At 72.7% G+C, this 19,173-nt stretch carries 21 protein-coding genes; 10 read left to right on the top strand and 11 right to left on the bottom strand.

Annotated elements, in window-relative coordinates; translation table 11 throughout:
* Positions 1-56 precede the first annotated feature (56 nt).
* Both K7G60_RS21705 and K7G60_RS21700 read right to left on the bottom strand, forming a co-directional pair.
* Positions 57-554: a GNAT family N-acetyltransferase gene (locus tag K7G60_RS21705; protein ID WP_225802599.1), complete on the bottom strand. Its 498-nt coding sequence runs from the start codon at positions 552-554 to the stop codon at positions 57-59.
* On the bottom strand, positions 551-1,516 hold the full coding sequence (locus K7G60_RS21700; protein WP_225802598.1) for a LysR family transcriptional regulator: 966 nt from the start codon (positions 1,514-1,516) through the stop codon (positions 551-553). The genes K7G60_RS21705 and K7G60_RS21700 overlap by 4 nt, the downstream gene beginning before the upstream one ends.
* A 186-nt stretch (positions 1,517-1,702) precedes the next feature.
* Between K7G60_RS21700 and snpA the strand changes: the two genes are divergently transcribed.
* A complete protein-coding gene (gene snpA, locus K7G60_RS21695; RefSeq protein WP_225802597.1) occupies positions 1,703-2,356 on the top strand; it encodes a snapalysin in 654 nt (217 codons plus the stop codon).
* Between the two features lie 52 nt (positions 2,357-2,408).
* Here snpA and K7G60_RS21690 read toward each other — a convergent pair whose 3' ends face one another.
* The 3 genes from K7G60_RS21690 to K7G60_RS21680 are packed head-to-tail and all read right to left on the bottom strand — an operon-like array spanning position 2,409 to position 3,748.
* Positions 2,409-2,828, bottom strand: coding sequence for a DUF6304 family protein (locus K7G60_RS21690; RefSeq protein ID WP_225802596.1), 420 nt, complete (start codon positions 2,826-2,828; stop codon positions 2,409-2,411).
* Between the two features lie 42 nt (positions 2,829-2,870).
* A complete protein-coding gene (locus K7G60_RS21685; RefSeq protein WP_225802595.1) occupies positions 2,871-3,110 on the bottom strand; it encodes a hypothetical protein in 240 nt (79 codons plus the stop codon).
* Between the two features lie 56 nt (positions 3,111-3,166).
* Positions 3,167-3,748: a dihydrofolate reductase family protein gene (locus K7G60_RS21680; protein ID WP_225802639.1), complete on the bottom strand. Its 582-nt coding sequence runs from the start codon at positions 3,746-3,748 to the stop codon at positions 3,167-3,169.
* A gap of 101 nt (positions 3,749-3,849) precedes the next feature.
* Between K7G60_RS21680 and K7G60_RS21675 the strand changes: the two genes are divergently transcribed.
* A complete protein-coding gene (locus K7G60_RS21675) occupies positions 3,850-4,425 on the top strand; it encodes a TetR/AcrR family transcriptional regulator (RefSeq protein ID WP_225802594.1) in 576 nt (191 codons plus the stop codon).
* Positions 4,426-4,440: 15 nt separating this feature from the next.
* On the opposite strand, the gene K7G60_RS21670 is transcribed toward K7G60_RS21675, so the two are convergent.
* Both K7G60_RS21670 and K7G60_RS21665 read right to left on the bottom strand, forming a co-directional pair.
* A complete protein-coding gene (locus K7G60_RS21670) occupies positions 4,441-5,484 on the bottom strand; it encodes a family 2 encapsulin nanocompartment cargo protein polyprenyl transferase (protein ID WP_225802638.1) in 1,044 nt (347 codons plus the stop codon).
* A 119-nt stretch (positions 5,485-5,603) separates the two neighbouring features.
* Positions 5,604-7,019: a family 2B encapsulin nanocompartment shell protein gene (locus tag K7G60_RS21665; protein WP_225802593.1), complete on the bottom strand. Its 1,416-nt coding sequence runs from the start codon at positions 7,017-7,019 to the stop codon at positions 5,604-5,606.
* Between the two features lie 253 nt (positions 7,020-7,272).
* Between K7G60_RS21665 and K7G60_RS21660 the strand changes: the two genes are divergently transcribed.
* Positions 7,273-7,863: an N-acetylmuramoyl-L-alanine amidase gene (locus tag K7G60_RS21660; protein WP_225802592.1), complete on the top strand. Its 591-nt coding sequence runs from the start codon at positions 7,273-7,275 to the stop codon at positions 7,861-7,863.
* Positions 7,864-7,915: 52 nt separating this feature from the next.
* On the top strand, positions 7,916-8,878 hold the full coding sequence (locus K7G60_RS21655) for a 1-aminocyclopropane-1-carboxylate deaminase/D-cysteine desulfhydrase (protein WP_225802591.1): 963 nt from the start codon (positions 7,916-7,918) through the stop codon (positions 8,876-8,878).
* Positions 8,879-8,893: 15 nt separating this feature from the next.
* Here K7G60_RS21655 and K7G60_RS21650 read toward each other — a convergent pair whose 3' ends face one another.
* On the bottom strand, positions 8,894-10,489 hold the full coding sequence (locus tag K7G60_RS21650) for a Na+/H+ antiporter (RefSeq protein ID WP_225802590.1): 1,596 nt from the start codon (positions 10,487-10,489) through the stop codon (positions 8,894-8,896).
* 40 nt (positions 10,490-10,529) lie between these two features.
* Here K7G60_RS21650 and K7G60_RS21645 point away from each other — a divergent pair, with 40 nt between their 5' ends.
* From K7G60_RS21645 to K7G60_RS21635, 3 genes are all read left to right on the top strand, one after another.
* Positions 10,530-10,790, top strand: coding sequence for a UBP-type zinc finger domain-containing protein (locus K7G60_RS21645; protein WP_225802589.1), 261 nt, complete (start codon positions 10,530-10,532; stop codon positions 10,788-10,790).
* Positions 10,791-11,050: 260 nt separating this feature from the next.
* A complete protein-coding gene (locus K7G60_RS21640; RefSeq protein WP_030688746.1) occupies positions 11,051-11,464 on the top strand; it encodes an anti-sigma regulatory factor in 414 nt (137 codons plus the stop codon).
* Positions 11,461-12,501, top strand: coding sequence for an RNA polymerase sigma factor SigF (locus tag K7G60_RS21635; protein ID WP_225802588.1), 1,041 nt, complete (start codon positions 11,461-11,463; stop codon positions 12,499-12,501). Before K7G60_RS21640 ends, K7G60_RS21635 begins: the two co-directional genes overlap by 4 nt.
* A gap of 6 nt (positions 12,502-12,507) precedes the next feature.
* On the opposite strand, the gene K7G60_RS21630 is transcribed toward K7G60_RS21635, so the two are convergent.
* The gene (locus tag K7G60_RS21630; protein ID WP_225802587.1) at positions 12,508-12,924 is read right to left on the bottom strand and encodes a hypothetical protein; all 417 of its coding nucleotides are present in this window, start codon (positions 12,922-12,924) and stop codon (positions 12,508-12,510) included.
* A 108-nt stretch (positions 12,925-13,032) separates the two neighbouring features.
* Between K7G60_RS21630 and K7G60_RS21625 the strand changes: the two genes are divergently transcribed.
* Both K7G60_RS21625 and K7G60_RS21620 read left to right on the top strand, forming a co-directional pair.
* Complete coding sequence (locus K7G60_RS21625) at positions 13,033-14,001, top strand: diacylglycerol kinase family protein (protein WP_225802586.1); 969 nt, start codon at positions 13,033-13,035, stop codon at positions 13,999-14,001.
* Between the two features lie 319 nt (positions 14,002-14,320).
* On the top strand, positions 14,321-14,578 hold the full coding sequence (locus tag K7G60_RS21620; RefSeq protein WP_003953983.1) for a WhiB family transcriptional regulator: 258 nt from the start codon (positions 14,321-14,323) through the stop codon (positions 14,576-14,578).
* A 150-nt stretch (positions 14,579-14,728) separates the two neighbouring features.
* Here the strand turns inward: K7G60_RS21620 and K7G60_RS21615 are convergent, their stop codons facing one another.
* Positions 14,729-16,195, bottom strand: a complete 1,467-nt coding sequence (locus tag K7G60_RS21615) for a sensor histidine kinase (RefSeq protein WP_225802637.1) — start codon at positions 16,193-16,195, stop codon at positions 14,729-14,731.
* A gap of 510 nt (positions 16,196-16,705) precedes the next feature.
* Between K7G60_RS21615 and nagB the strand changes: the two genes are divergently transcribed.
* Positions 16,706-17,491 (top strand): glucosamine-6-phosphate deaminase, encoded by a 786-nt coding sequence (gene nagB / locus K7G60_RS21610; protein WP_225802585.1) that lies wholly within the window; start codon positions 16,706-16,708, stop codon positions 17,489-17,491.
* 68 nt (positions 17,492-17,559) lie between these two features.
* Here nagB and K7G60_RS21605 read toward each other — a convergent pair whose 3' ends face one another.
* Positions 17,560-19,083, bottom strand: coding sequence for a glycoside hydrolase family 3 protein (locus K7G60_RS21605; protein ID WP_225802584.1), 1,524 nt, complete (start codon positions 19,081-19,083; stop codon positions 17,560-17,562).
* Positions 19,084-19,173: the final 90 nt, after the last annotated feature.

Raw genomic sequence — 19,173 nt, 5'->3', positions numbered from 1 at the left:
TCCGATCCCCACCCGGAGGGGTACGACCGCTCGGCGGTCGTACCCCTTCGGTGCTTCTACGCCTCCGTCGGCCGCTTCCACGCCTCCGTCGGCCACGTGTAGCGGCGCTTCTCCTTCGAGGTGGCGCCCAGGCGGTCATAGAAGCGGATCGCGTCCTCGTTCCAGACGGGGGTCTGCCACTGGAGTTCCGGGAGGCCGAGGGCGCGGGCCTCGGCACGGAGCGCCGCCATCAGGAGGGGGCCGAGGCCGTGGCCGCGGGAGGTCTCCGTGAGGTAGAGGCAGTCCATGTGGAGGTACTCCGTGCCGTCCCAGGTGGAGAGCTCCGGGGCACAGGTGGCGTAGCCCGCGAGGGTGCCGTCGGGGAGGGCGGCGACGAAGCAGCGGAGGCGGGGGCGCCCGGGGCCGAAGAGGAGGCCGGCGAGGCGGTCCGCGAGGCCGGGGGCCGGGGGCGCGGCCTTCTCGTACGCCGCGTGTTCGGTGATCAGCTCGACGACGCGGGGCAGGTCTTCCGGGCGTGCGTGGCGCACCTCTGTCCGGCCGGGATCTTCGCTCATGCGGTCATCATGCACGGCCCCACCGACAGGGTGGCCGTCGCGCCCTGGCGGCGGAGCCACTCGCGGTACGGGGCCGCACGCAGGGCCACCTCCCGGTAGGCCGCCGCGAGTTCCGCGTACAGCACGTCCAAGGGCGCGCCCGGGCGCGCGTACAGCAGGAGCCGGACGCCCAGCGGGTCGCCGCGCAGGGGCCGGATGGCCATGTCCTCGCGCGGGCCCGAGGTGGGCTGGCAGGGGGCGACGGCCTCGCCGAGGACGATGAGCGAGGCGGCCGTGTGGTAGTCGCCGTGCAGCAGGGGCGGGTCGATGCCGGCGGCGCCGAGGACCCGCCGGAGGCCGTCCCATTCGCCGTCGACGGTCGGGTCGACCATCCAGTGGTCGGCGGCGAGGTCGGCGAGGTCCACGACGGGTCCGGCCGCGGCCGGGTGGTCGTGGGCCATGGAGATGAACTGGGGTTCGCGGGCGACCAGGACCCGGCCCGTGAGCCCCTCGGGGACCCGCAGGGGGCAGCCCTCCACCTCGTGCACGAAGGCCACGTCGAGCTGTCCGGTGGCGACCGTGCGCAGCAGCGCGTTGGCGGAGACGTCCACCCGGAGGCCGACCTCGGTGCCGGGCAGCCGCTGCCGGAGCCGGCGCAGCCAGCCCGGGAGCGCCCGGCTGGCGGTGGAGCCGACGCGGAGTCCGGGGCCGTCGGCGCGGGCGGCGGCCCGGGTCTCGGTGACGAGCGCGGCCATGTCGGCGACCAGCGGGCGGGCCCGGCTGAGCAGGGAGCGGCCGAGGGGAGTGGGGCGGCAGCCGGTGCGGCCGCGGGAGAAGAGCTCGGCGCCGAGGGAGTTCTCGATCCGGCGCAGCTGGGTGGTCAGCGAGGGCTGGCTCATGCCCAGTTGCCGGGCCGCCTTGTGCAGGCTGCCCGTGTCCGCGATGGCGCAGAGCGCGCGCAGGTGTCTCACCTCCAGCTCCATGCCCCCGAGGGTAGGGCGGCTCCCCCGAGTCGCACCAGACACCCGGAAGCCGTCAATCTCCTTTCACTCCAAGGGAGTTGACGCAGCTCTGCCCCGTGATGCGGTGGAGCTATCGGTGGTTGGCATCATCCCCGCGCGGGCCGGCTCCCCCGAGACTCTCTCCGACACCAACAGGAGGAGCCCCCCATGCGTCACCCCAAGGTCCTCACCTCCGTGCTGACCGCCGCCCTCGGTCTCGGTCTCGCCGCTTCCCTCGGCGCGGCCCCGGCGGCAGCGGTCGGCACGGGCACCACCGGCACCACCGGCAACGCCTCCGTGGCGTACGCCGGTTCGGCCGAGGAGGCCAAGGCCAACCAGGCCTTCTTCGAGGCCGTCGTGAAGTCGGTCGCGAGGAAGCGGGCCGCCACGCCCGGCGCGACCGCCGTCACCGTCGTCTACAGCGCCGCCAACGCGCCGACCTTCCGCACCCAGATCGCCCGCTCCACCCAGATATGGAACAGCTCGGTGGTGAACGTCCGGCTCGTCGAGGGCAGCAACCCGGACTTCGCCTACTACGAGGGCAACGACTCCCGTGGCTCGTACGCCAGCACCGACGGCCACGGCAACGGCTACATCTTCCTCGACTACCGGCAGAACCAGCAGTACAACTCGACCCGGGTCACCGCCCACGAGACCGGGCACGTCCTCGGGCTGCCGGACCACTACAGCGGCCCGTGCAGCGAGTTGATGTCGGGCGGCGGCCCCGGCACGTCCTGCCAGAACGCCCAGCCGAACGCGCAGGAGCGCTCCCGCGTCGACCAGCTGTGGCGTTACGGCCTCGCCTCCGCGTTCAAGGACTGACACCGATTCGCACGGCGGCGGCACCCCTCCCCGGGGCGCCGCCGTCCCGGCCTCAGGCCGCCTGGAGGAGCCTGCGGCCGAAGTCCGCGCCGGGCGGCAGCTGCCGCCGCACCCGCTCCAGGGCTTCCTCGAAATCGCCCCCCGCGACGCACGCCTCGAAGGCGGCGCCGCCGTAGTGCAGCGTCAGGCTGAGGTCGGCGCGCTCGCCGAGCGTCAGCAGGCAGGCCAGCGTGGCCTGCTGGGCGGCGCCGTCCACGACGACGGGGAGCGGAAGGTCCCACTCCAGGACGCATCCCGTGAGGGGCCGCCCGCCCTCGTCGGCGGCGCCGAGCGCGGCGAAGCCCTCGCCCGTGTACTCGACCCCCCTGATCCGGGTGGCGACGTGCCGCCCGTCGGCCGTGATGACGATCGCTTCCGCGCCGCTGCGGTCCCGGTACCAGCCGGTCCAGACTTCTGTCGACTCCGATGACATGCGCGGACTGTAGCGGTATGACCGGCTCCGCCGCGCGTCCGGTCACCCCGAGGCCGGACTTCTCCCGATCTCGCCGTTCTTGCCGGTCACGTGCGCGCCGGCGTCCTCCGCCCGCTCGTGCAGCGGGCACTCGGGGTTGCGGCAGGGCTGCACCTCCCACTCCGGCACCCAGGCCCCGAGGACCTTGTGCCGGGTGGCCAGGACGGCGAGCGGTTGGCCGCAGGCCGGGCAGTGGCGCTCGGCCAGGGGGTCCCGCGTCGTACGAGGCGTCTCCTCACCCATGCGTCCAGGGTAGGACGCCCCGCGCGAGGGCGCCCGCCACCGCCGGAGGAGGACCGCTACCGCTTCCTGGTGTACGTACGGACGAGCACGCCGTTCTCGAAGGCGCGGACGTCGCCGAGCTCGAAGTCCCGGGGCTCGAAGCCGGCGCCGAACATCGGCATGCCGGTGCCGTAGACCTGCGGGTACGTCTTGATGACCAGCTCGTCGATCTCCTCGATGAGCTCGCCCGCGATGGTGGAGCCGCCGCAGAGGTAGATGCCCAGCGGGCTGTCCTCGGCCTTGAGCTCGCGGACGCGGCCCACCAGGTCGTCGGCGATCAGCTCGACGTTCGGGTGGGGCGACTCGGCGAGCGAGCGGGTGGCGACGAACTCGCGCAGGTGGTTGTACGGGCTGGTGACGCCGATGTCGAGGGCGAGCTGGTACGACCCCAGCCCCTGGATGACGGTGTCGAAGTGCCTGTTCTCGCCGTCGACGCCGAGCATCTCGCGGCCCTGCGTCGGAATGGTCTCCGGGTACTCGGTGCCCATCCAGGCCATGTAAGGCCCTTCCGAGTACTTGAACATGGAGGTGGCGTCGCCCTCGGGGTCGCCGATGAAGCCGTCGATGGTGCAGGCGATGTAGTAGGTGAGCTTGCGCAAACCGGTCCTCTTCGTCTCGGGGGCGGCTGCGATCGCAACCACGACAGCTATAGTGCTTCATCTGTAGTGGTTGTGCAAGACCCTTTTCGGAAGGAGCCGACGTGGCGAGGAACCCTGAACGCCGTACGGCACTGCTCGACGCAGCGATCGAGGTCCTGGCGGACGAAGGCGCCCGGGGGCTGACCTTCCGGGCGGTCGACGCCCGGGCGGGCGTCCCCACGGGCACCTCGTCCAACTACTTCGCCGACCGGGACCAGCTGCTCTCCCAGGTCGCCGACCGGATCTTCGTACGCCTCACCCCGGAGCCGGGGGCCATCGACACCGCCCTGCGGCCGGCGCCCAGCCGTGCGCTGGTCGTCGAGCTCATGCGCTGGCTCGCCCGGCGCATGACCGCCGAGCGCACCTGCTACCTGGGCCTCTTCGAGCTGCGCCTGGAGGCCGCGCGCCGCCCCGAACTGCAGAAGCGGTTCACCGAGGTGCTCCGGGCCGACCTCGACCTGAACATCCGGCTCCACCTCGACTCCGGCATGCCGGGCGACGCGGACACCGTCCGGGTGCTCTACGTCGCCCTGACCGGGCTCCTCCTCGACCACTTCACCGTCCCCGGCCTCCTCGGCGACCGGGACCTGGACGACATGATCGAGACCGTGGTCACCCGGATCGTCCCCGAGGCCTGAGCCGCCGCGGCCGGGTCAGCGCGTGCGCCGCGTGACGAACTCCGCGAGGGCGAGCAGGTCCTCCGCCGCCGCCAGATCCGGCACCGCCTGGGCCAGGTGCTCGACGGCACGGCCCATGCGCTCGGCCGCCTGGGCCTGCGCCCAGTCACGCCCGCCGGCCCGCTCGACGGCGTCCGCCGCCGCCCGTACCGCCGCCGCGTCGAGGGTCGGCCGGGAGTAGAGCTCGACCAGCTCCTCCCCCGCGGGGGTGCCGGAGGTGAGCGCCGCCACCACGGGGAGCGACTTCTTGTGGGCGACGAGGTCGGCGCCGGCCGGCTTGCCCGTGCGGTCCGGGTCGCCCCAGATGCCGATGAGGTCGTCGATCAGCTGGAAGGCAAGGCCGGCCTCCCGGCCGAAGGCGTCCATCGCCGCGACCTCCTCCTCCCCCGCGCCCGCGTAGAGCGCGCCGAGGGCGCAGGAGCAGCCGAGCAGGGCACCGGTCTTGGCGGTGGCCATGGCCAGGCACTCGTCGAGGGAGACCTCGCGCGGGTCGCGCTGCTCGAAGGCGCAGTCGGCCTGCTGTCCGGCGCAGAGCTCGATGATGCAGGCGGCGAGGCGCGCGGAGGCCGCCGCGGAGGCGGGGTGCGGGTCCTCGGCGAGCAGCCGCAGGGCCAGCGCGCTCATCGCGTCGCCGGCCATGAGGGCGTCGGGGATGCCGAAGACGGTCCAGGCGGTGGGCCGGTGCCGCCGGGTCGGGTCCTCGTCGACGATGTCGTCGTGGAGCAGGGTGAAGTTGTGCGCGAGCTCCACCGCCGCCGCGGCCTTCACGGCCCGGGTCTCGTCGGCGCCGAGGGCACGGGCCGCCGCGAGGACCAGGGCGGGCCGGATCGCCTTGCCCGGCTGCCCCGCGTCCGGAGTGCCGTCGGCGCGCTCCCAGCCGAAGTGGTACATCGCCACCCGCCGTATGGAGGCGGGCAGGGACTCGACGGTCGAGCGCAGTTGGGGATTGACGGCGGTGCGCGTCCGGTCCAGGAGCGTCACGGCCCCCTGGCCGTCGGCGACGACGTCCGTGCTGGTCATGGTCACGGTCTTTTCCCTCGCATCCTTCACGGCGGTCCCGCGCGGCGGTTCTTCGGCGCCCGGGGCCGGGTGCGCCCGGGGGCGGGCGGGTTCGGCCCCCGCCCCCGGGCGTCGCCGGCTCAACGCCAGCGGCTGACCTCGACGTTCTCCAGGACGCCGAGGGCGTCCGGGACGAGGATCGCCGCCGAGTAGTAGGCCGTGACCAGGTAGGAGATGATCGCCTGCTCGTCGATGCCCATGAAGCGGACGGAGAGGCTGGGCTCGATCTCGTCGGGGAGGCCGGTCTGGTGCAGGCCGATGACGCCCTGGTCGGCCTCGCCGGTACGCATGCAGATGATCGAGGTGGTCCGGGCGTCCGAGACCGGGATCTTGTTGCACGGGTAGATCGGCACACCGCGCCAGGTCGGGATGCGGTTGCCCGCGATCTCGATCGTCTCGGGCACGAGTCCGCGCTTGTTCAGCTCGCGGCCGAAGGCGGCGATGGCGCGCGGGTGGGCGAGGAACATCTTGGAGCCCCGGCGGCGGGAGAGCAGCTCGTCCATGTCGTCCGGGCTGGGGGCGCCGTCGTGCGGCTGGAGCCGCTGCCCGTAGTCGCAGTTGGAGAGGAGGCCGAACTCCTTGTTGTTGATGAGCTCGTGCTCCTGGCGCTCGCGGAGCGCCTCGACCGTGAGCCGCAACTGCTGCTCGGTCTGGTTCATCGGCTGGTTGTAGAGGTCGGCGACGCGGCTGTGGACCTTCAGCACGGTCTGGGCGACGCTCAGCTCGTACTCGCGGGGCGAGGCGTCGTAGTCGACGTAGGTGTGCGGGACGACCGCCTCGCCGACGTGACCGGCGGAGAGGTCGATGGCCGCCTCGCCGTACGTGTTGGTGCGCTGCTCGGGCATCGCCGCCACGCCCGCCAGGTGGGCGGCGAGCGAGCCGGCGCGCTCCGCGAGGTTCCGCACGTCGTCCCGGGTGAGCTCCAGGACCGTGCAGGCGGTGGCGGCCCGGGCGGTCCAGTCCCAGGTGGCGTCCTCCCGGACCAGGGCGTCCTCGCCGAGGTAGGCGCCGTCGGCGAGGACGCCGAGCACGGCCTCGTCGCCGTAGGGCCCCTCGCCGATCTGCTCGATGCGGCCGTGCGCGAGGAGGTGCACCCGGTCGGTGGGGGCGCCCGCCACGGCGATGAGCTCTCCCGCCGCGTACTCCCGCTGGGTGCAGCGGGCCGCGAGCTCGGTCAGCGCGGCCTCGTCCTCGTAACCGCGCAGTGCGGGGAGTTCGCCGAGTTCGGCGGGGATCACCGCGACGCGCTCCCCGGTCTGGACGAAGGTGACGCGGCCGTCGCCCACGGAGTAGCTGAGCCTCCGGTTCACCCGGTACGTGCCGCCCTGCACCTGGACCCACGGCAGCGTCCGCAGCAGCCACCGGGAGGTGATCTCCTGCATCTGCGGAGCCGACTTGGTGGTCGTGGCGAGGTTCCGCGCGGCGGCGGTGCCGAGACTCTGCTGCGGGGCCTGCCGCTCCGCACGGACCTCGCCGTCAACCGAACCAACGGACATGGAACTCCCTCTCGTATGACTGAGTTGCGAGAGAAGCCTTTCAGCACGGAACGTGTCGGCGCCATTACACATTCGGGTGGGACTGTTCGACGATCTTCGGGGCATGTCACGCGATTTCCATCCGAACAGCGCATCCCCACCCGTCTCCTGACGCTCTGTCCGGAACGACTCGCACACGGTCCGAACGGATGGCAGCGGAGTGGCGGACTCCGGTACTCCGGAAGTTCACCCCGTCCTCCGGAAGGAGTCGGTCATGGCCTCACCCATGTCCGCGAACAGGTTCCTCGGCGCGCTGCGCCACGAGGGCCTCGCGGTCGTCCAGGTCGGCGACTGGTCCACCCACAACCGCAACCACAAGGGCCCCTGGGGCCCGGTGCACGGCGTGATGATCCACCACACCGTGACCCGCGGCACCGCCCAGACCGTCCGGATCTGCCGGGACGGCTACGAGGCCCTCCCGGGGCCGCTCTGCCACGGCGTGATCGCCAAGGACGGCACGGTCCACCTCGTCGGCTACGGCCGCGCCAACCACGCGGGGCTCGGCGACGACGAGGTCCTCCGGGCGGTCATCGCCGAGCGGCGGCTGCCGCCGGACGACGAGGCCACCACGGACGGCAACCGGCACTTCTACGGCTTCGAGTGCGAGAACCTCGGCGACGGCCAGGACCCGTGGCCGAAGGTCCAGCTGGAGGCCATCGCGAAGGCGGCGGCCGCCGTCTGCCGGGTGCACGGCTGGACGCACCGCTCGGTCATCGGGCACCGGGAGTGGCAGCCGGGGAAGGTGGACCCGCGCGGGTTCACGATGTCGTCGATGCGGGAGCGGATCGCCGACCTGCTGCGCTGACCCCGGGCCGGCCTGTCGCGCCGGCTGCCGGGGGTGCGGCGAGAATGTCCGGGTGAACGCGCTCGACCTGTCCCGTCTGCGGCCCCGGCTCCCCTCGCCCCTGGAGCCGGTGGAGGACGAGCGCTTCGCCCGGCGCGGCCTCACGCTGCTGCTGAAGCGCGAGGACCTCATCCACCCGGACCTGCCGGGCAACAAGTGGCGCAAGCTCGCGCTCAACCTGCGCGAGGCGGCGGGCCGGCCCGTGCTCACCTTCGGCGGGGCGTACTCCAACCACCTGCGGGCGACGGCCGCCGCCGGCCGGCTGCTCGGCTTCCCGACGGTCGGGGTGGTCCGCGGCGACGAGCTGGCCGGGCGCCCGCTCAACCCCTCGCTCGCGCGGTGCGCGGCGGACGGGATGCGTCTGGAGTTCGTGGACCGGGCCACGTACCGCGCGAAGAACGACCCGGCCACGCTCGCGGCGCTCCTGGAACGGGCCCCCGCGGGCGCGTACGTGGTCCCGGAGGGCGGCAGCAACGCGCTCGCGGTCCACGGGTGCGTGGAGCTGGGCCGCGAGCTGGCCGGGGCGGCGGACACGGTCGCGGTCGCCTGCGGCACGGGCGGCACCCTGGCGGGGCTGGCGGCCGGGCTCTCGCCGGGGCAGCGGGCGCTGGGCGTCCCGGTCCTCAAGGGCGGCTTCCTCGGCGGAGAGGTCCGCGCCCTCCAGGAGGCGGCCTTCGGCGGGCCGCGCGGGGAGTGGAGCCTGGACGAGCGTTTCCACGGCGGGGGCTACGCGCGCGTGTCCCCCGCACTGGAGGCGTTCGCACAGGACTTCGAGGCGCGGCATGAACTCGCCATCGAGCGGCTGTATGTCGCCAAAATGCTGTACGGCCTGACGGCCCTCGCGGAGGAGGGCGCCTTCCCGGCGGGCACCAGGCTCGCGGCGGTGATCACGGGGGCGCCCGAGGCCGGGGCGCGGAGCACCGCCCAGGCCCTGCCGTCGGACTCCCGCCGGCCCCGCTCCCCCGATCCGGCCTGACCCGAAGGACAAGCCCTAGCCGTCCGCCTCCCGGTAGGCCGCCGCCTCTTCCAGGTCCAGGCGGCGGAGCAGGGTGCGCATCATCTCGTCGTCGATCCGGCGGGCGTCGCGGAGCCGGACGAAGACCTCGCGCTCGGCGTCGATCACCTCGCGCGAGAGGCGCCGGTAGGTGTCGTCCGCGGTCTCCCCCGTGAGCTCGTTGACCGCGCCGAGGCGTTCCCACACGGCGTTGCGGCGCCGCTCCAGGACCGTGCGCAGCCGGTCGGCGAGAGGTTTCGGCAGGGTGTTGCGCTCGTCTGCGAGGAGCGCGTCGAGGCGTTCCTCGGCGGCCCGCGAGGCCTCGCTCTGGGCCTGCGCCTCGGCCAGGGTCTCGGCGTACCGGTCGCGTCCGGGGAGCTTCAGGAGGCGGATGAGGGGCGGCAGGGTGAGGCCCTGCACCACGAGGGTGCCGATCACGGTGGTGAAGGTGAGGAAGAGGACGAGGTTCCGGGCCGGGAACTCCTCGCCGTCGGTGACGACGGGGATCGAGAAGGCGATGGCCAGGGAGACCACGCCGCGCATGCCGGCCCAGCCGACGACGAGCGGCGCCCGCCAGTCCACCTCCGGCTCCCGCTCCCGGATGCCCGTGGACATCCAGCGGGGCAGGAAGGTCGCCGGGTAGACCCAGACGAACCGGACGACGACCACGGCGACGAAGACCCCGAACGCGTACCAGGCCGCCTCGCCCATGCCGTACCGTCCGAGCCCCTTGACGACGTACGGCAGCTGGAGGCCGATCAGGGCGAAGACGGAGGACTCCAGGACGAAGGCGACCATCTTCCAGACCGCCTCCTCCTGGAGCCGGGTCGCGAAGTCGACCTTCCAGGCCTTGTGGCCGAGGAAGAGGCCGACCACGACGACCGCGAGCACGCCGGAGGCGCCGACCTCCTCGGCGGCGGCGTACGCGATGAACGGGATGAGCAGGGACAGGGTGTTCTGGAGGAGGGCCTCGCGCAGGTGCATGCGGAGCCAGTGGATCGGGACCATCAGGACCAGGCCGACGCCGATGCCGCCGATCGCGGCGAGCGCGAACTCCCCGAAGCCGCCGGCCCAGCTGACGCCCTCGCCGACGGCGGCCGCGAGGGCGACCTTGTAGGCGGTGATCGCGGTGGCGTCGTTCACGAGGGACTCGCCCTGGAGGATCGTGGTGATCCGGTTCGGCAGGCCGAGCCTGCGGGCGATGGCGGTGGCGGCGACCGCGTCCGGCGGGGCGATCACGGCGCCGAGCACCAGGGCGGCGGTGAGCGGCAGGTCGGGCACGAGGACGTAGGCGAGCCAGCCCACGGCCACGGTGGCGAAGAGGACGTACCCGACGGAGAGCAGCGCGACGGGCCGGATGTTGGCCCGCAGGTCGAGGTACGAGGAGTCGACGGCCGCCGTGTAGAGGAGCGGGGGCAGGATCAGCGGGAGCACGATGTGCGGGTCGAGGGTGTAGTCGGGGACCCCCGGCACGTACGAGGCGGCGAGGCCGACCGCGACGAGCAGCAGGGGGGCGGGCACCGGGGTCCTGCGGGCGAACCCGGCCACGGCCGCGCTCGCCGCCACCAGTGCCACCAGCTGTAGTGCGTCCATGTCCGACCCCGTTCCCCTGCCGCAACGTAACCTGGCCATCATGAGCGAGTGCCTGCACCTGGCCGAAATGCCGCGCCCCGAACCGGCGCCGCTGGCCGACACCTGTCCCGAGTGCCTGGCGGACGGCACGCACCCGGTCCAGCTGCGGCTCTGTCTGAGCTGCGGACACGTGGGCTGCTGCGACTCCTCGGCGGGGCGGCACGCGACGGGGCACTTCTCCTCGACCGGGCATCCGGTGATGCGGACCTTCGAGCCGGGTGAGGCCTGGCGCTGGTGCTTCGTCGACGGTTCGATCGTCTGACGGCGGACGCGGTCGCCCGGCGGCCGGTGCGGTCACGGACGGTTCGACGGCCCGGACGCTGGGTACGTCACCCCTCCGCGGGTTCTCCGCGGCTGCCGGTGCGGGGGGCGAGGAGACCGTCGGTCTCCAGGGCTCACGGCGACACGGCAGGATGGATCGCGATAGCGTCACGGCGGACCGCGCAGGCTCCCTGCGTACCGCCCGGTTCGGGGTTCTCTCCCCCGAGCCCCGAATGAGCTTGTGCCACCTTGGAGGTGAGGGTGTCCCAGATCGCAGGCGAGCCCGGGACCCAGGACTTCGTGGAAGTCCGGCTGCCCGCTGCGGGTGCCTATCTGTCCGTGCTGCGTACGGCCACGGCCGGCCTCGCGGCGCGCTTGGACTTCACCCTCGACGAGATCGAGGACTTGCGGATCGCGGTCGACGAGGCCTGCGCCATCCTGCTCCAGCAGGCCGTGCCGGGGTCCGTCCTCAGCTGTGTCTTCCGGCTGATCGACGACTCGCTCGACGTGACGGTCTCCGCCCCGACGACGGACGGCAGGGCGCCCGAGCGGGACACCTTCGCCTGGACGGTGCTGTCGGCGCTGGCCGGGAAGGTGGAGTCGTCGGTGGCCGATGACCGTACGGTCTCGATCAGCCTGTACAAACAGCGCGGCGCGGGGCCAGGCCCGGCGTGAGGAGCGGGGACGCGACGGCCGGCATCCCTGAGCAGCAGGCGCGGCCGAACAGGGTCGCTACGGAGCAGGCGGACCAGATGAGCGAGCACGAGCAGCACCCCGAGGTTCCCGAGGCACCGGGAGTCTCCGCGGCCCCCGCGAGCCCCGGGGCGCCGGCCCCCGACGAGGCCGAGGCGGTCGGGGCGGTCGGGGCGGTCGGGGTGGTCGAGGCGGCTTCGGCGGAGAAGGCCGGGGGCGGCGACGAGGACGACGAGGGCCCGGACGCCCACGTCCTCCCGGACCCGCACGACCGGAGCGGCGCCCGCGCCCTCTTCGTCGAGCTGCGCGAGCTGCCCGAGGGCTCCCCGGAGAAGGCGGAGCTGCGCAACCGGCTGGTGCGCATGCACCTGCCGCTGGTGGAGCACCTGGCCCGGCGCTTCCGCAACCGCGGCGAGCCGCTGGACGACCTGACGCAGGTGGCGACGATCGGCCTGATCAAGTCGGTCGACCGGTTCGACCCGGAGCGCGGGGTGGAGTTCTCCACGTACGCGACGCCGACGGTCGTCGGCGAGATCAAGCGCCACTTCCGTGACAAGGGGTGGGCGGTGCGGGTGCCGCGCCGACTCCAGGAGCTGCGGCTCTCGCTGACCACGGCGACGGCGGAGCTCTCGCAGCAGCACGGCCGCTCGCCGACGGTGCACGAGCTGGCGGAGCGGCTGGGGATCTCCGAGGAGGAGGTCCTGGAGGGGCTGGAGTCGGCCAACGCCTACTCGACGCTCTCCCTGGACGTCCCGGACACGGACGACGAGTCGCCGGCGGTGGCGGACACGCTGGGCGCGGAGGACGAGGCCCTGGAGGGGGTCGAGTACCGGGAGTCGCTCAAGCCGCTCCTGGAGGACCTGCCGCCGCGGGAGAAGCGGATCCTGCTGCTTCGCTTCTTCGGGAACATGACGCAGTCGCAGATCGCGCAGGAGGTGGGCATCTCGCAGATGCACGTCTCCCGGCTGCTCGCCCGGACGCTCGCCCAGCTGCGGGAGAAGCTCCTCGTCGAGGAGTGACCTCCGTCAGGCCTCCCGGCCGGGGCGCCGGATGCCGAGTGCCTCGGTCGTGGCCGGGTTCACGAGGAGGACGAGCCCGGTCACGGCGAGGACGGCCAGGACGACGCCGGCCGGGATCATCGCGCTGTTCGCCTGGAGCATCTGCCAGGCGACGGGCAGGGCCAGGACCTGGGTGATGACGGCCGGGCCGCGGCTCCAGGAGCGGCGCAGCCACAGGCCGCGTGCGGCCGCGAGCGGGATCAGACCGAGGGCGACGAGGGTCGCGGCGCCCATGACCGCGCCGGTGAGGTCGCCGGCCGTCCCGGTCAGGGCGTTCACCACCATGTACACACCACCGGCGACGAGCCCGAGGGCCTCGATGCCGGCGACGGCCGCCGCGGCGGCGAGACGGGTGGGCCGGGGGGTCTGCTCCGCACTGCTCATAGAGGGCAGGGTAGCCGGGGCGCCGGTGCCCGGCCGAGGCCGCCCGGTGGGCGTCCACCCCTCGGCCTGGACTGGGCCCGGTACCGCCGGGTAGGTACGCTGGCGCTCATGCGCGCACTTCTCGTGGTCAACCCGGCAGCCACCACCACCAGTGCCCGCACCCGTGACGTGCTCATCCACGCGCTGGCCAGCGAGATGAAGCTGGAGGCGGTCACCACCGAGTACCGCGGGCACGCGCGCGACCTGGGCCGGCGGGCCGCCGAGGCCGGGAACATCGACCTGGTCGTGGCCCTCGGCGGGGACGGCACGGTGAACGAGGTCGTCAACGGACTGCTGCACGACGGGCCCGATCCGGACCGGCTGCCGGGCCTCGCGGTCGTCCCCGGCGGCTCGACCAACGTCTTCGCCCGCGCCCTCGGACTGCCGAACGACGCCGTCGAGGCGACCGGCGCCCTGCTCGACGCGCTGCGTGAGCGGCGGACACGGACGGTGAGCCTCGGGCTCGCGTCCGGGACGCCGGGCACCGAGGACGAGGCGGTGCCGGAACGCTGGTTCACCTTCTGCGCCGGGCTCGGTTTCGACGCGAGCGTCATCGGCCGGGTCGAACAGCAGCGCGAGCGCGGGAAGAGATCGACGCACGCCCTCTACCTGCGTCAGGTGGTGCGCCAGTTCCTGGGGGAGCCGAACCGCCGGCACGGCACGATCACCCTGGAGCGGCCGGGCGCGGAGCCGGTCGAGGACCTGGTCCTCTCCATAATCTGCAACACCTCCCCCTGGACCTACCTGGGCAATCGTCCGGTGTACGCGTCCCCGGAGGCGTCCTTCGAGACCGCGCTCGACGTGCTCGGGCTGCACCGGCTCTCCACTCCGGCGGTGGCCCGTTACGGCGCCCAGCTGCTCACCTCGACCCCGGAGCGGGGTCCGCGCGGCAGGCATGCCGTGTCTCTGCACGACCTGACCGACTTCACCTTGCATTCGAAGGTTCCCCTCCCTCTGCAGATGGACGGAGACCACCTCGGACTGCGTACGAGCGTGACGTTCACAGGCGTACGCCGTGCACTGCGTGTGATTGTGTGAGTGGAAGGGCCCAAAGTCCTTTCACTCGAACGTTTAGGCGCGCATCCACCCCTTAGAAGTACGGCTGTGACCTAGCCGACACCGAGGAATCAAAAAAAACTTTCCGGAAGGGGTTGTATCCGTTGCTGGGGTTTGGGAGTCTCTTCTTGGCGATCGGGACGGCCCGCAACACCGGCCTCCACTGAGAGCCAGAACCCCTCCTCAGCAACAAGGACCACACCAGTTCACCTGGCAGTCGGCCCTTCCCTTGCGGAGGGATTCGTGAAAGCGTTCACATTCACAAGCAACTCGCACGTAACACCTGAGAGAGGTAGCAGCCATGGACTGGCGTCACAACGCCGTTTGTCGTGAGGAAGACCCCGAGCTGTTCTTCCCCATCGGCAACACCGGTCCTGCGCTGCTGCAGATCGAGGAAGCCAAGGCCGTCTGCCGCCGCTGCCCCGTCATGGAGCAGTGCCTGCAGTGGGCGCTCGAGTCCGGCCAGGACTCCGGCGTCTGGGGTGGCCTCAGCGAGGACGAGCGCCGCGCGATGAAGCGCCGTGCCGCTCGCAACCGGGCGCGTAACGCCAGCGCCTGAGCCACCTGCACAGCCTGAGGCACGCGGCGCGTACACCGCGTACGCAATCACCGCCCCCGAGCCGCAGCGCGCAGCAGTAACCCACAGCATTCGAGCCCCGGACCGATTCCCTTCGGTCCGGGGCTCGCTGCTGCGCGCTCGCGCGTGCGGCTACTTCTGCGGCCGCACGGGGACGTCGAGGACCACCTTGGTGCCGCGCTCGGCGCCCGGCAGCATGTCGAAGGAGCCGCCCAACTCCCCTTCCACCAGGGTCCGTACGATCTGCAGGCCGAGGTTGCCGGCCCGCTGCGGGTCGAAGCCCTCGGGCAGTCCGCGGCCGTCGTCCTGGACCGTGATCAGGAGCCGGGCGTCCGTCCGGATCTCGCCGCGGACGGCGCTGACCTCGACCGTGCCCTGCTCCCCCTGCGCGAAGGCGTGTTCGAGCGCGTTCTGCAGGATCTCGGTGAGGACCATCGAGAGCGGGGTGGCCACCTCGGCGTCGAGGATGCCGAAGCGGCCGTTGCGCCGACAGGTGACCTTGCCCGGGGAGATCTCGGCGACCATCGCGATGACCCGGTCGGCGATCTCGTCGAACTGCACCCGTTCGTCCAGGTTCTGGGACAGCGTCTCATGGACGATGGCGATCGAACCGACGCGCCGCACGGCCTCGTTGAGGGCCTCGCGGCCCCGGTCGGAGTCCATCCGGCGGGCCTGGAGGCGGAGCAGGGCGGCCACCGTCTGGAGGTTGTTCTTCACCCGGTGGTGGATCTCCCGGATGGTGGCGTCCTTGGTGATCAACTCGCGCTCGCGGCGGCGCAGTTCGGTGACGTCCCGGAGCAGGACGAGCGAACCGATGCGGGTGCCCTTGGGCTTGAGCGGGATCGCCCGCAGCTGGATCACCCCGCCGTTGCCCTCGACCTCGAACTCGCGGGGCGCGTAGCCGGAGGCCAGCTTGACCAGGGCTTCGTCCACCGGGCCCCGGGAGGGGGCGAGTTCGGCGGTGATCTGGCCGAGGTCCTGGCCGACCAGGTCGGCGGCGAGGCCGAGCCGGTGGTACGCGGAGAGGGCGTTCGGCGAGGCGTACTGGACGACGCCCTCGGCGTCGAGGCGGACGAGACCGTCGCCGGCGCGCGGCGAGGAGTCCATGTCGACCTGCTCGCCGGGGAAGGGGAACGTTCCGGCGGCGATCATCTGGGCGAGGTCGGAGGCCGACTGGAGATAGGTGAGCTCCAGCCGGGAGGGGGTGCGGACGGTCAGCAGGTTGGTGTTGCGGGCGATGACCCCGAGCACCCGGCCCTCGCGGCGCACGGGGATGGACTCGACCCGCACCGGGACCTCCTCGCGCCACTCGGGGTCGCCCTCGCGGACGATCCGGCCCTCGTCGAGGGCGGCGTCGAGCAGCGGACGGCGGCCGCGCGGGACCAGGTGGCCGACCATGTCGTCCTGGTAGGAGGTCGGGCCGGTGTTGGGCCGCATCTGGGCGACGGAGACGTACCGCGTGCCGTCGAGGGTGGGGACCCAGAGCACGAGGTCGGCGAAGGAGAGGTCGGAGAGCAGCTGCCACTCCGACACCAGCAGGTGGAGCCACTCGAGGTCGGAGTCGCTCAGGGCGGTGTGCTGGCGGACGAGGTCGTTCATGGAGGGCACGATGCGAGCGTACCTGCGGAATTACAGGGGCCGTGAACCTGGATCTCCGGGGCTCCGTGTTGGAGGATGGGCCGGGAAGGACCGTGTTCCTGTGGATGGACAGACAAGAATGGTCTAGTCCACAATGAAAAATACAGAGCCTCCATCCTCCCCGCACAGGAGGATGGAACGAGGTACCCGGCGCTCTCTGCCCTGACTGCGTCGAGACCTCCCACACGGCCGAGGGACCGCACACCCCCGGCCGGGCAACTCCGGGCTGCGGTGCCGGGCGGGCTGAGGGTCCCGCCGGGCGCCGCGGCCCGCGGGTTTTTCCGGGGCCGCCACACCCCCTTCCGATCCCCTTCCCGAGCCCTTCGAGTGGCTGCCGCGACAGGTGCGGCCGACGATGGAGACGGTGCCGTCCGCAGGGCGGAACGACGTGAGGAGACGGCCTTCCCTCTGCTAGATTTGGACCCAGATTGGTCTATACCACCGGCCCCTCACCAGATCGGCAGGCACAGCGTGGAAGTTGTCATCGTCAAGGACGCCAAGGCCGGCGGCGAGCTGATCGCGGACGGCATCGCCGACCTCCTGCGCCGCAAGCCCGACGCGCTGCTCGGCGTGGCCACGGGATCGACTCCGATCCCGATCTACGACGCCCTCGTCGCCCGGGTCTCCGCCGGCGCCGTGGACGCCTCCCGGGCCCGGATCGCCCAGCTGGACGAGTACGTCGGCCTGCCCGCCGGGCACCCGGAGTCGTACCGCTCCACCGTGCTCCGGCAGGTCGTCGAGCCGCTCGGGCTCTCCCCGGAGGCCTTCATGGGCCCCGACGGCTCCGCCGAGGACGTCCTGGCGGCCTGCGAGGCCTACGACAAGGCGCTGGCCGAGGCCGGCGGCGTGGACCTGCAGATCCTCGGCATCGGCACCGACGGGCACATCGGCTTCAACGAGCCGTGCTCCTCGCTCGCCTCCCGCACCCGGATCAAGACGCTCACCGAGCAGACCCGCGTGGACAACGCCCGCTTCTTCGACGACGACATCGAGCAGGTGCCGCACCACGTCATCACCCAGGGCATCGGCACCATCCTGGAGGCCCGTCACCTGGTGCTGCTCGCCACCGGCGAGGGCAAGGCCGAGGCCGTGGCGCAGACCGTCGAGGGCCCGGTGGCGGCGCTCGTGCCGGCCTCCGCGCTGCAGCTGCACCCGCACGCCACGGTCGTCGTGGACGAGGCGGCCGCCTCCAAGCTGAAGCTCGCGGGCTACTTCCGCCACACCTTCGCGAACAAGCCCGCCTGGCAGGGCATCTGAGGCGTACGCGCGCGAAGGGGCCCGGCACCTGGATCAGGTGCCGGGCCCCTTCGCGCGCGTCCGTGGACTCAGGCGCCGGTCCCGACGACGGCCTCCGCCGCCGCGCGGCCGCAGACCCGGGCCGCGCCGTGCGTGGCGATGTGCAGGGCCCCGCGGGGCTCCGCCTCGTTGAGGCCCATCTCGACCACGACGGTGTCGGGGCGGGCCGCGAGGAGGCCGTCCAGGGCCCGGATCATCCACGGGTGCCGGTGGGCGTCCCGTACGACCGCCACGATCCGCCGCTCCCCCGCGGCGGCCAGGACCGCGTCCACGGACGACTCGCCGTACGAGCCGGTCTCCGTGCCGGGCAGCAGGCGCTCCAGCTCGGCCGCGACGCCCCAGGGCGTCTCGTCGCCGACCGCGAAGTTCGCGACCGGGGTGAAGGAGGCCACGTAGGGAGCGCCGGTCATCGGCGTGTGGGGCCGCTCCCCCCGGGTCACCTTCAGGGCGCGGCGGGCCGCGACGAGCCCGATGTCGGTGCCGGGCGCGGTCCCCTCCTGCACTGCCGCGCCCGGCACCGATCCAGCCCCCCTGGCCCGGTGCGCCTGGGTCCAGGCCGCCAGGGCGCGCACGCGCGCCGCGGCGTCGGCCAGCCGCTCCTCGGGCAGTTCACCGGTCCGTACCGCGTCGACGAGGGCGTCCCGCAGCCGCAGCACGGTGTCCTCGTCGCACAGCCCGCCGCCGACGCAGATGGCGTCGGCGCCCGCGGCGATCGCGAGGACGGATCCGCGCTCGATGCCGTACGTCGCCGCGACGGCCCTCATCTCCATGCCGTCGGTGACGATCAGCCCCTCGAAGCCCAGCTCCTGGCGCAGCAGACCGGTGAGGATCTGCGGGCTCAGGGTGGCCGGACGGCGGGGGTCGAGCGCGGAGAGCAGGATATGCGCGCTCATGACCGCTTTGGTACCCGCGGCGACGGCCGCGCGGAAAGGCACCAGCTCACGGGCGTGCAGTGTGGCGAGGTCCACATCGATCCGGGGCAGCGCGTCGTGCGAATCGACGTTGGTGTCGCCGTGTCCGGGGAAGTGCTTCGTGCAGGCCGCGACCCCGACGCCCTGGAGGCCGTCGACGTACGCCACGGTGTGCCGGGCGACCAGGTCCGGGTCCGGTCCGAAGGAGCGGACCCCGATGACCGGGTTCTCGGCGTCGGAGTTGACGTCCGCCGAGGGCGCCCAGTTCAGGTCGACGCCGCACTGCACGAGCCGGCGGCCGAGCTCGCGGGCGACGGCCCGGGTGAGCTCGACGTCGTCGACCCTGCCGAGCGCGTAGTTGCCGGGGAAGGACGAGCCCTGCTTGACCTCCAGGCGGGTGACGTCCCCGCCCTCCTCGTCGATGGCGACGAGGACGTCGTCCCGCTCGGCGCGCAGCCGCGCGGTGAGGGCGGCGAGCTGCTCGGGGCCGGCGATGTTCCGGCCGAAGAGTCCGACCGAGGAGAGGCCCTCGCCGATGCGGCGGAGCAGCCAGTCGGGGGCGGTGGTGCCGACGAATCCGGGCTGGAGGACCGTGAGCGCGTCACGGGTCAGGGTGTCCGAACCGTGTACCAGTGTGGTCATGGAGAGCCGTTATCCCTTCACCGCGCCGGCGGTCATGCCGCCGACGGCCTTGCGCTGGAGGAAGAGGAAGACGAGGAGCACGGGGAGGGC

This window comes from Streptomyces sp. NK15101 (assembly GCF_020400725.1).
Lineage (GTDB): Bacteria > Actinomycetota > Actinomycetes > Streptomycetales > Streptomycetaceae > Streptomyces.
This window is presented reverse-complemented; position numbering and strand designations above follow the sequence as displayed.

Coding starts and splice junctions, on each gene's coding strand:
- K7G60_RS21705 (WP_225802599.1), bottom strand. CDS start 554: ATGAGCGAAGATCCCGGCCGGACAGAGGTGCGCCACGCACGCCCGGAA.
- K7G60_RS21700 (WP_225802598.1), bottom strand. CDS start 1,516: ATGGAGCTGGAGGTGAGACACCTGCGCGCGCTCTGCGCCATCGCGGAC.
- snpA (WP_225802597.1), top strand. CDS start 1,703: ATGCGTCACCCCAAGGTCCTCACCTCCGTGCTGACCGCCGCCCTCGGT.
- K7G60_RS21690 (WP_225802596.1), bottom strand. CDS start 2,828: ATGTCATCGGAGTCGACAGAAGTCTGGACCGGCTGGTACCGGGACCGC.
- K7G60_RS21685 (WP_225802595.1), bottom strand. CDS start 3,110: ATGGGTGAGGAGACGCCTCGTACGACGCGGGACCCCCTGGCCGAGCGC.
- K7G60_RS21670 (WP_225802638.1), bottom strand. CDS start 5,484: ATGACCAGCACGGACGTCGTCGCCGACGGCCAGGGGGCCGTGACGCTC.
- K7G60_RS21665 (WP_225802593.1), bottom strand. CDS start 7,019: ATGTCCGTTGGTTCGGTTGACGGCGAGGTCCGTGCGGAGCGGCAGGCC.
- K7G60_RS21660 (WP_225802592.1), top strand. CDS start 7,273: ATGGCCTCACCCATGTCCGCGAACAGGTTCCTCGGCGCGCTGCGCCAC.
- K7G60_RS21650 (WP_225802590.1), bottom strand. CDS start 10,489: ATGGACGCACTACAGCTGGTGGCACTGGTGGCGGCGAGCGCGGCCGTG.
- K7G60_RS21645 (WP_225802589.1), top strand. CDS start 10,530: ATGAGCGAGTGCCTGCACCTGGCCGAAATGCCGCGCCCCGAACCGGCG.
- K7G60_RS21630 (WP_225802587.1), bottom strand. CDS start 12,924: ATGAGCAGTGCGGAGCAGACCCCCCGGCCCACCCGTCTCGCCGCCGCG.
- K7G60_RS21625 (WP_225802586.1), top strand. CDS start 13,033: ATGCGCGCACTTCTCGTGGTCAACCCGGCAGCCACCACCACCAGTGCC.
- K7G60_RS21620 (WP_003953983.1), top strand. CDS start 14,321: ATGGACTGGCGTCACAACGCCGTTTGTCGTGAGGAAGACCCCGAGCTG.
- K7G60_RS21615 (WP_225802637.1), bottom strand. CDS start 16,195: ATGAACGACCTCGTCCGCCAGCACACCGCCCTGAGCGACTCCGACCTC.
- K7G60_RS21605 (WP_225802584.1), bottom strand. CDS start 19,083: ATGACCACACTGGTACACGGTTCGGACACCCTGACCCGTGACGCGCTC.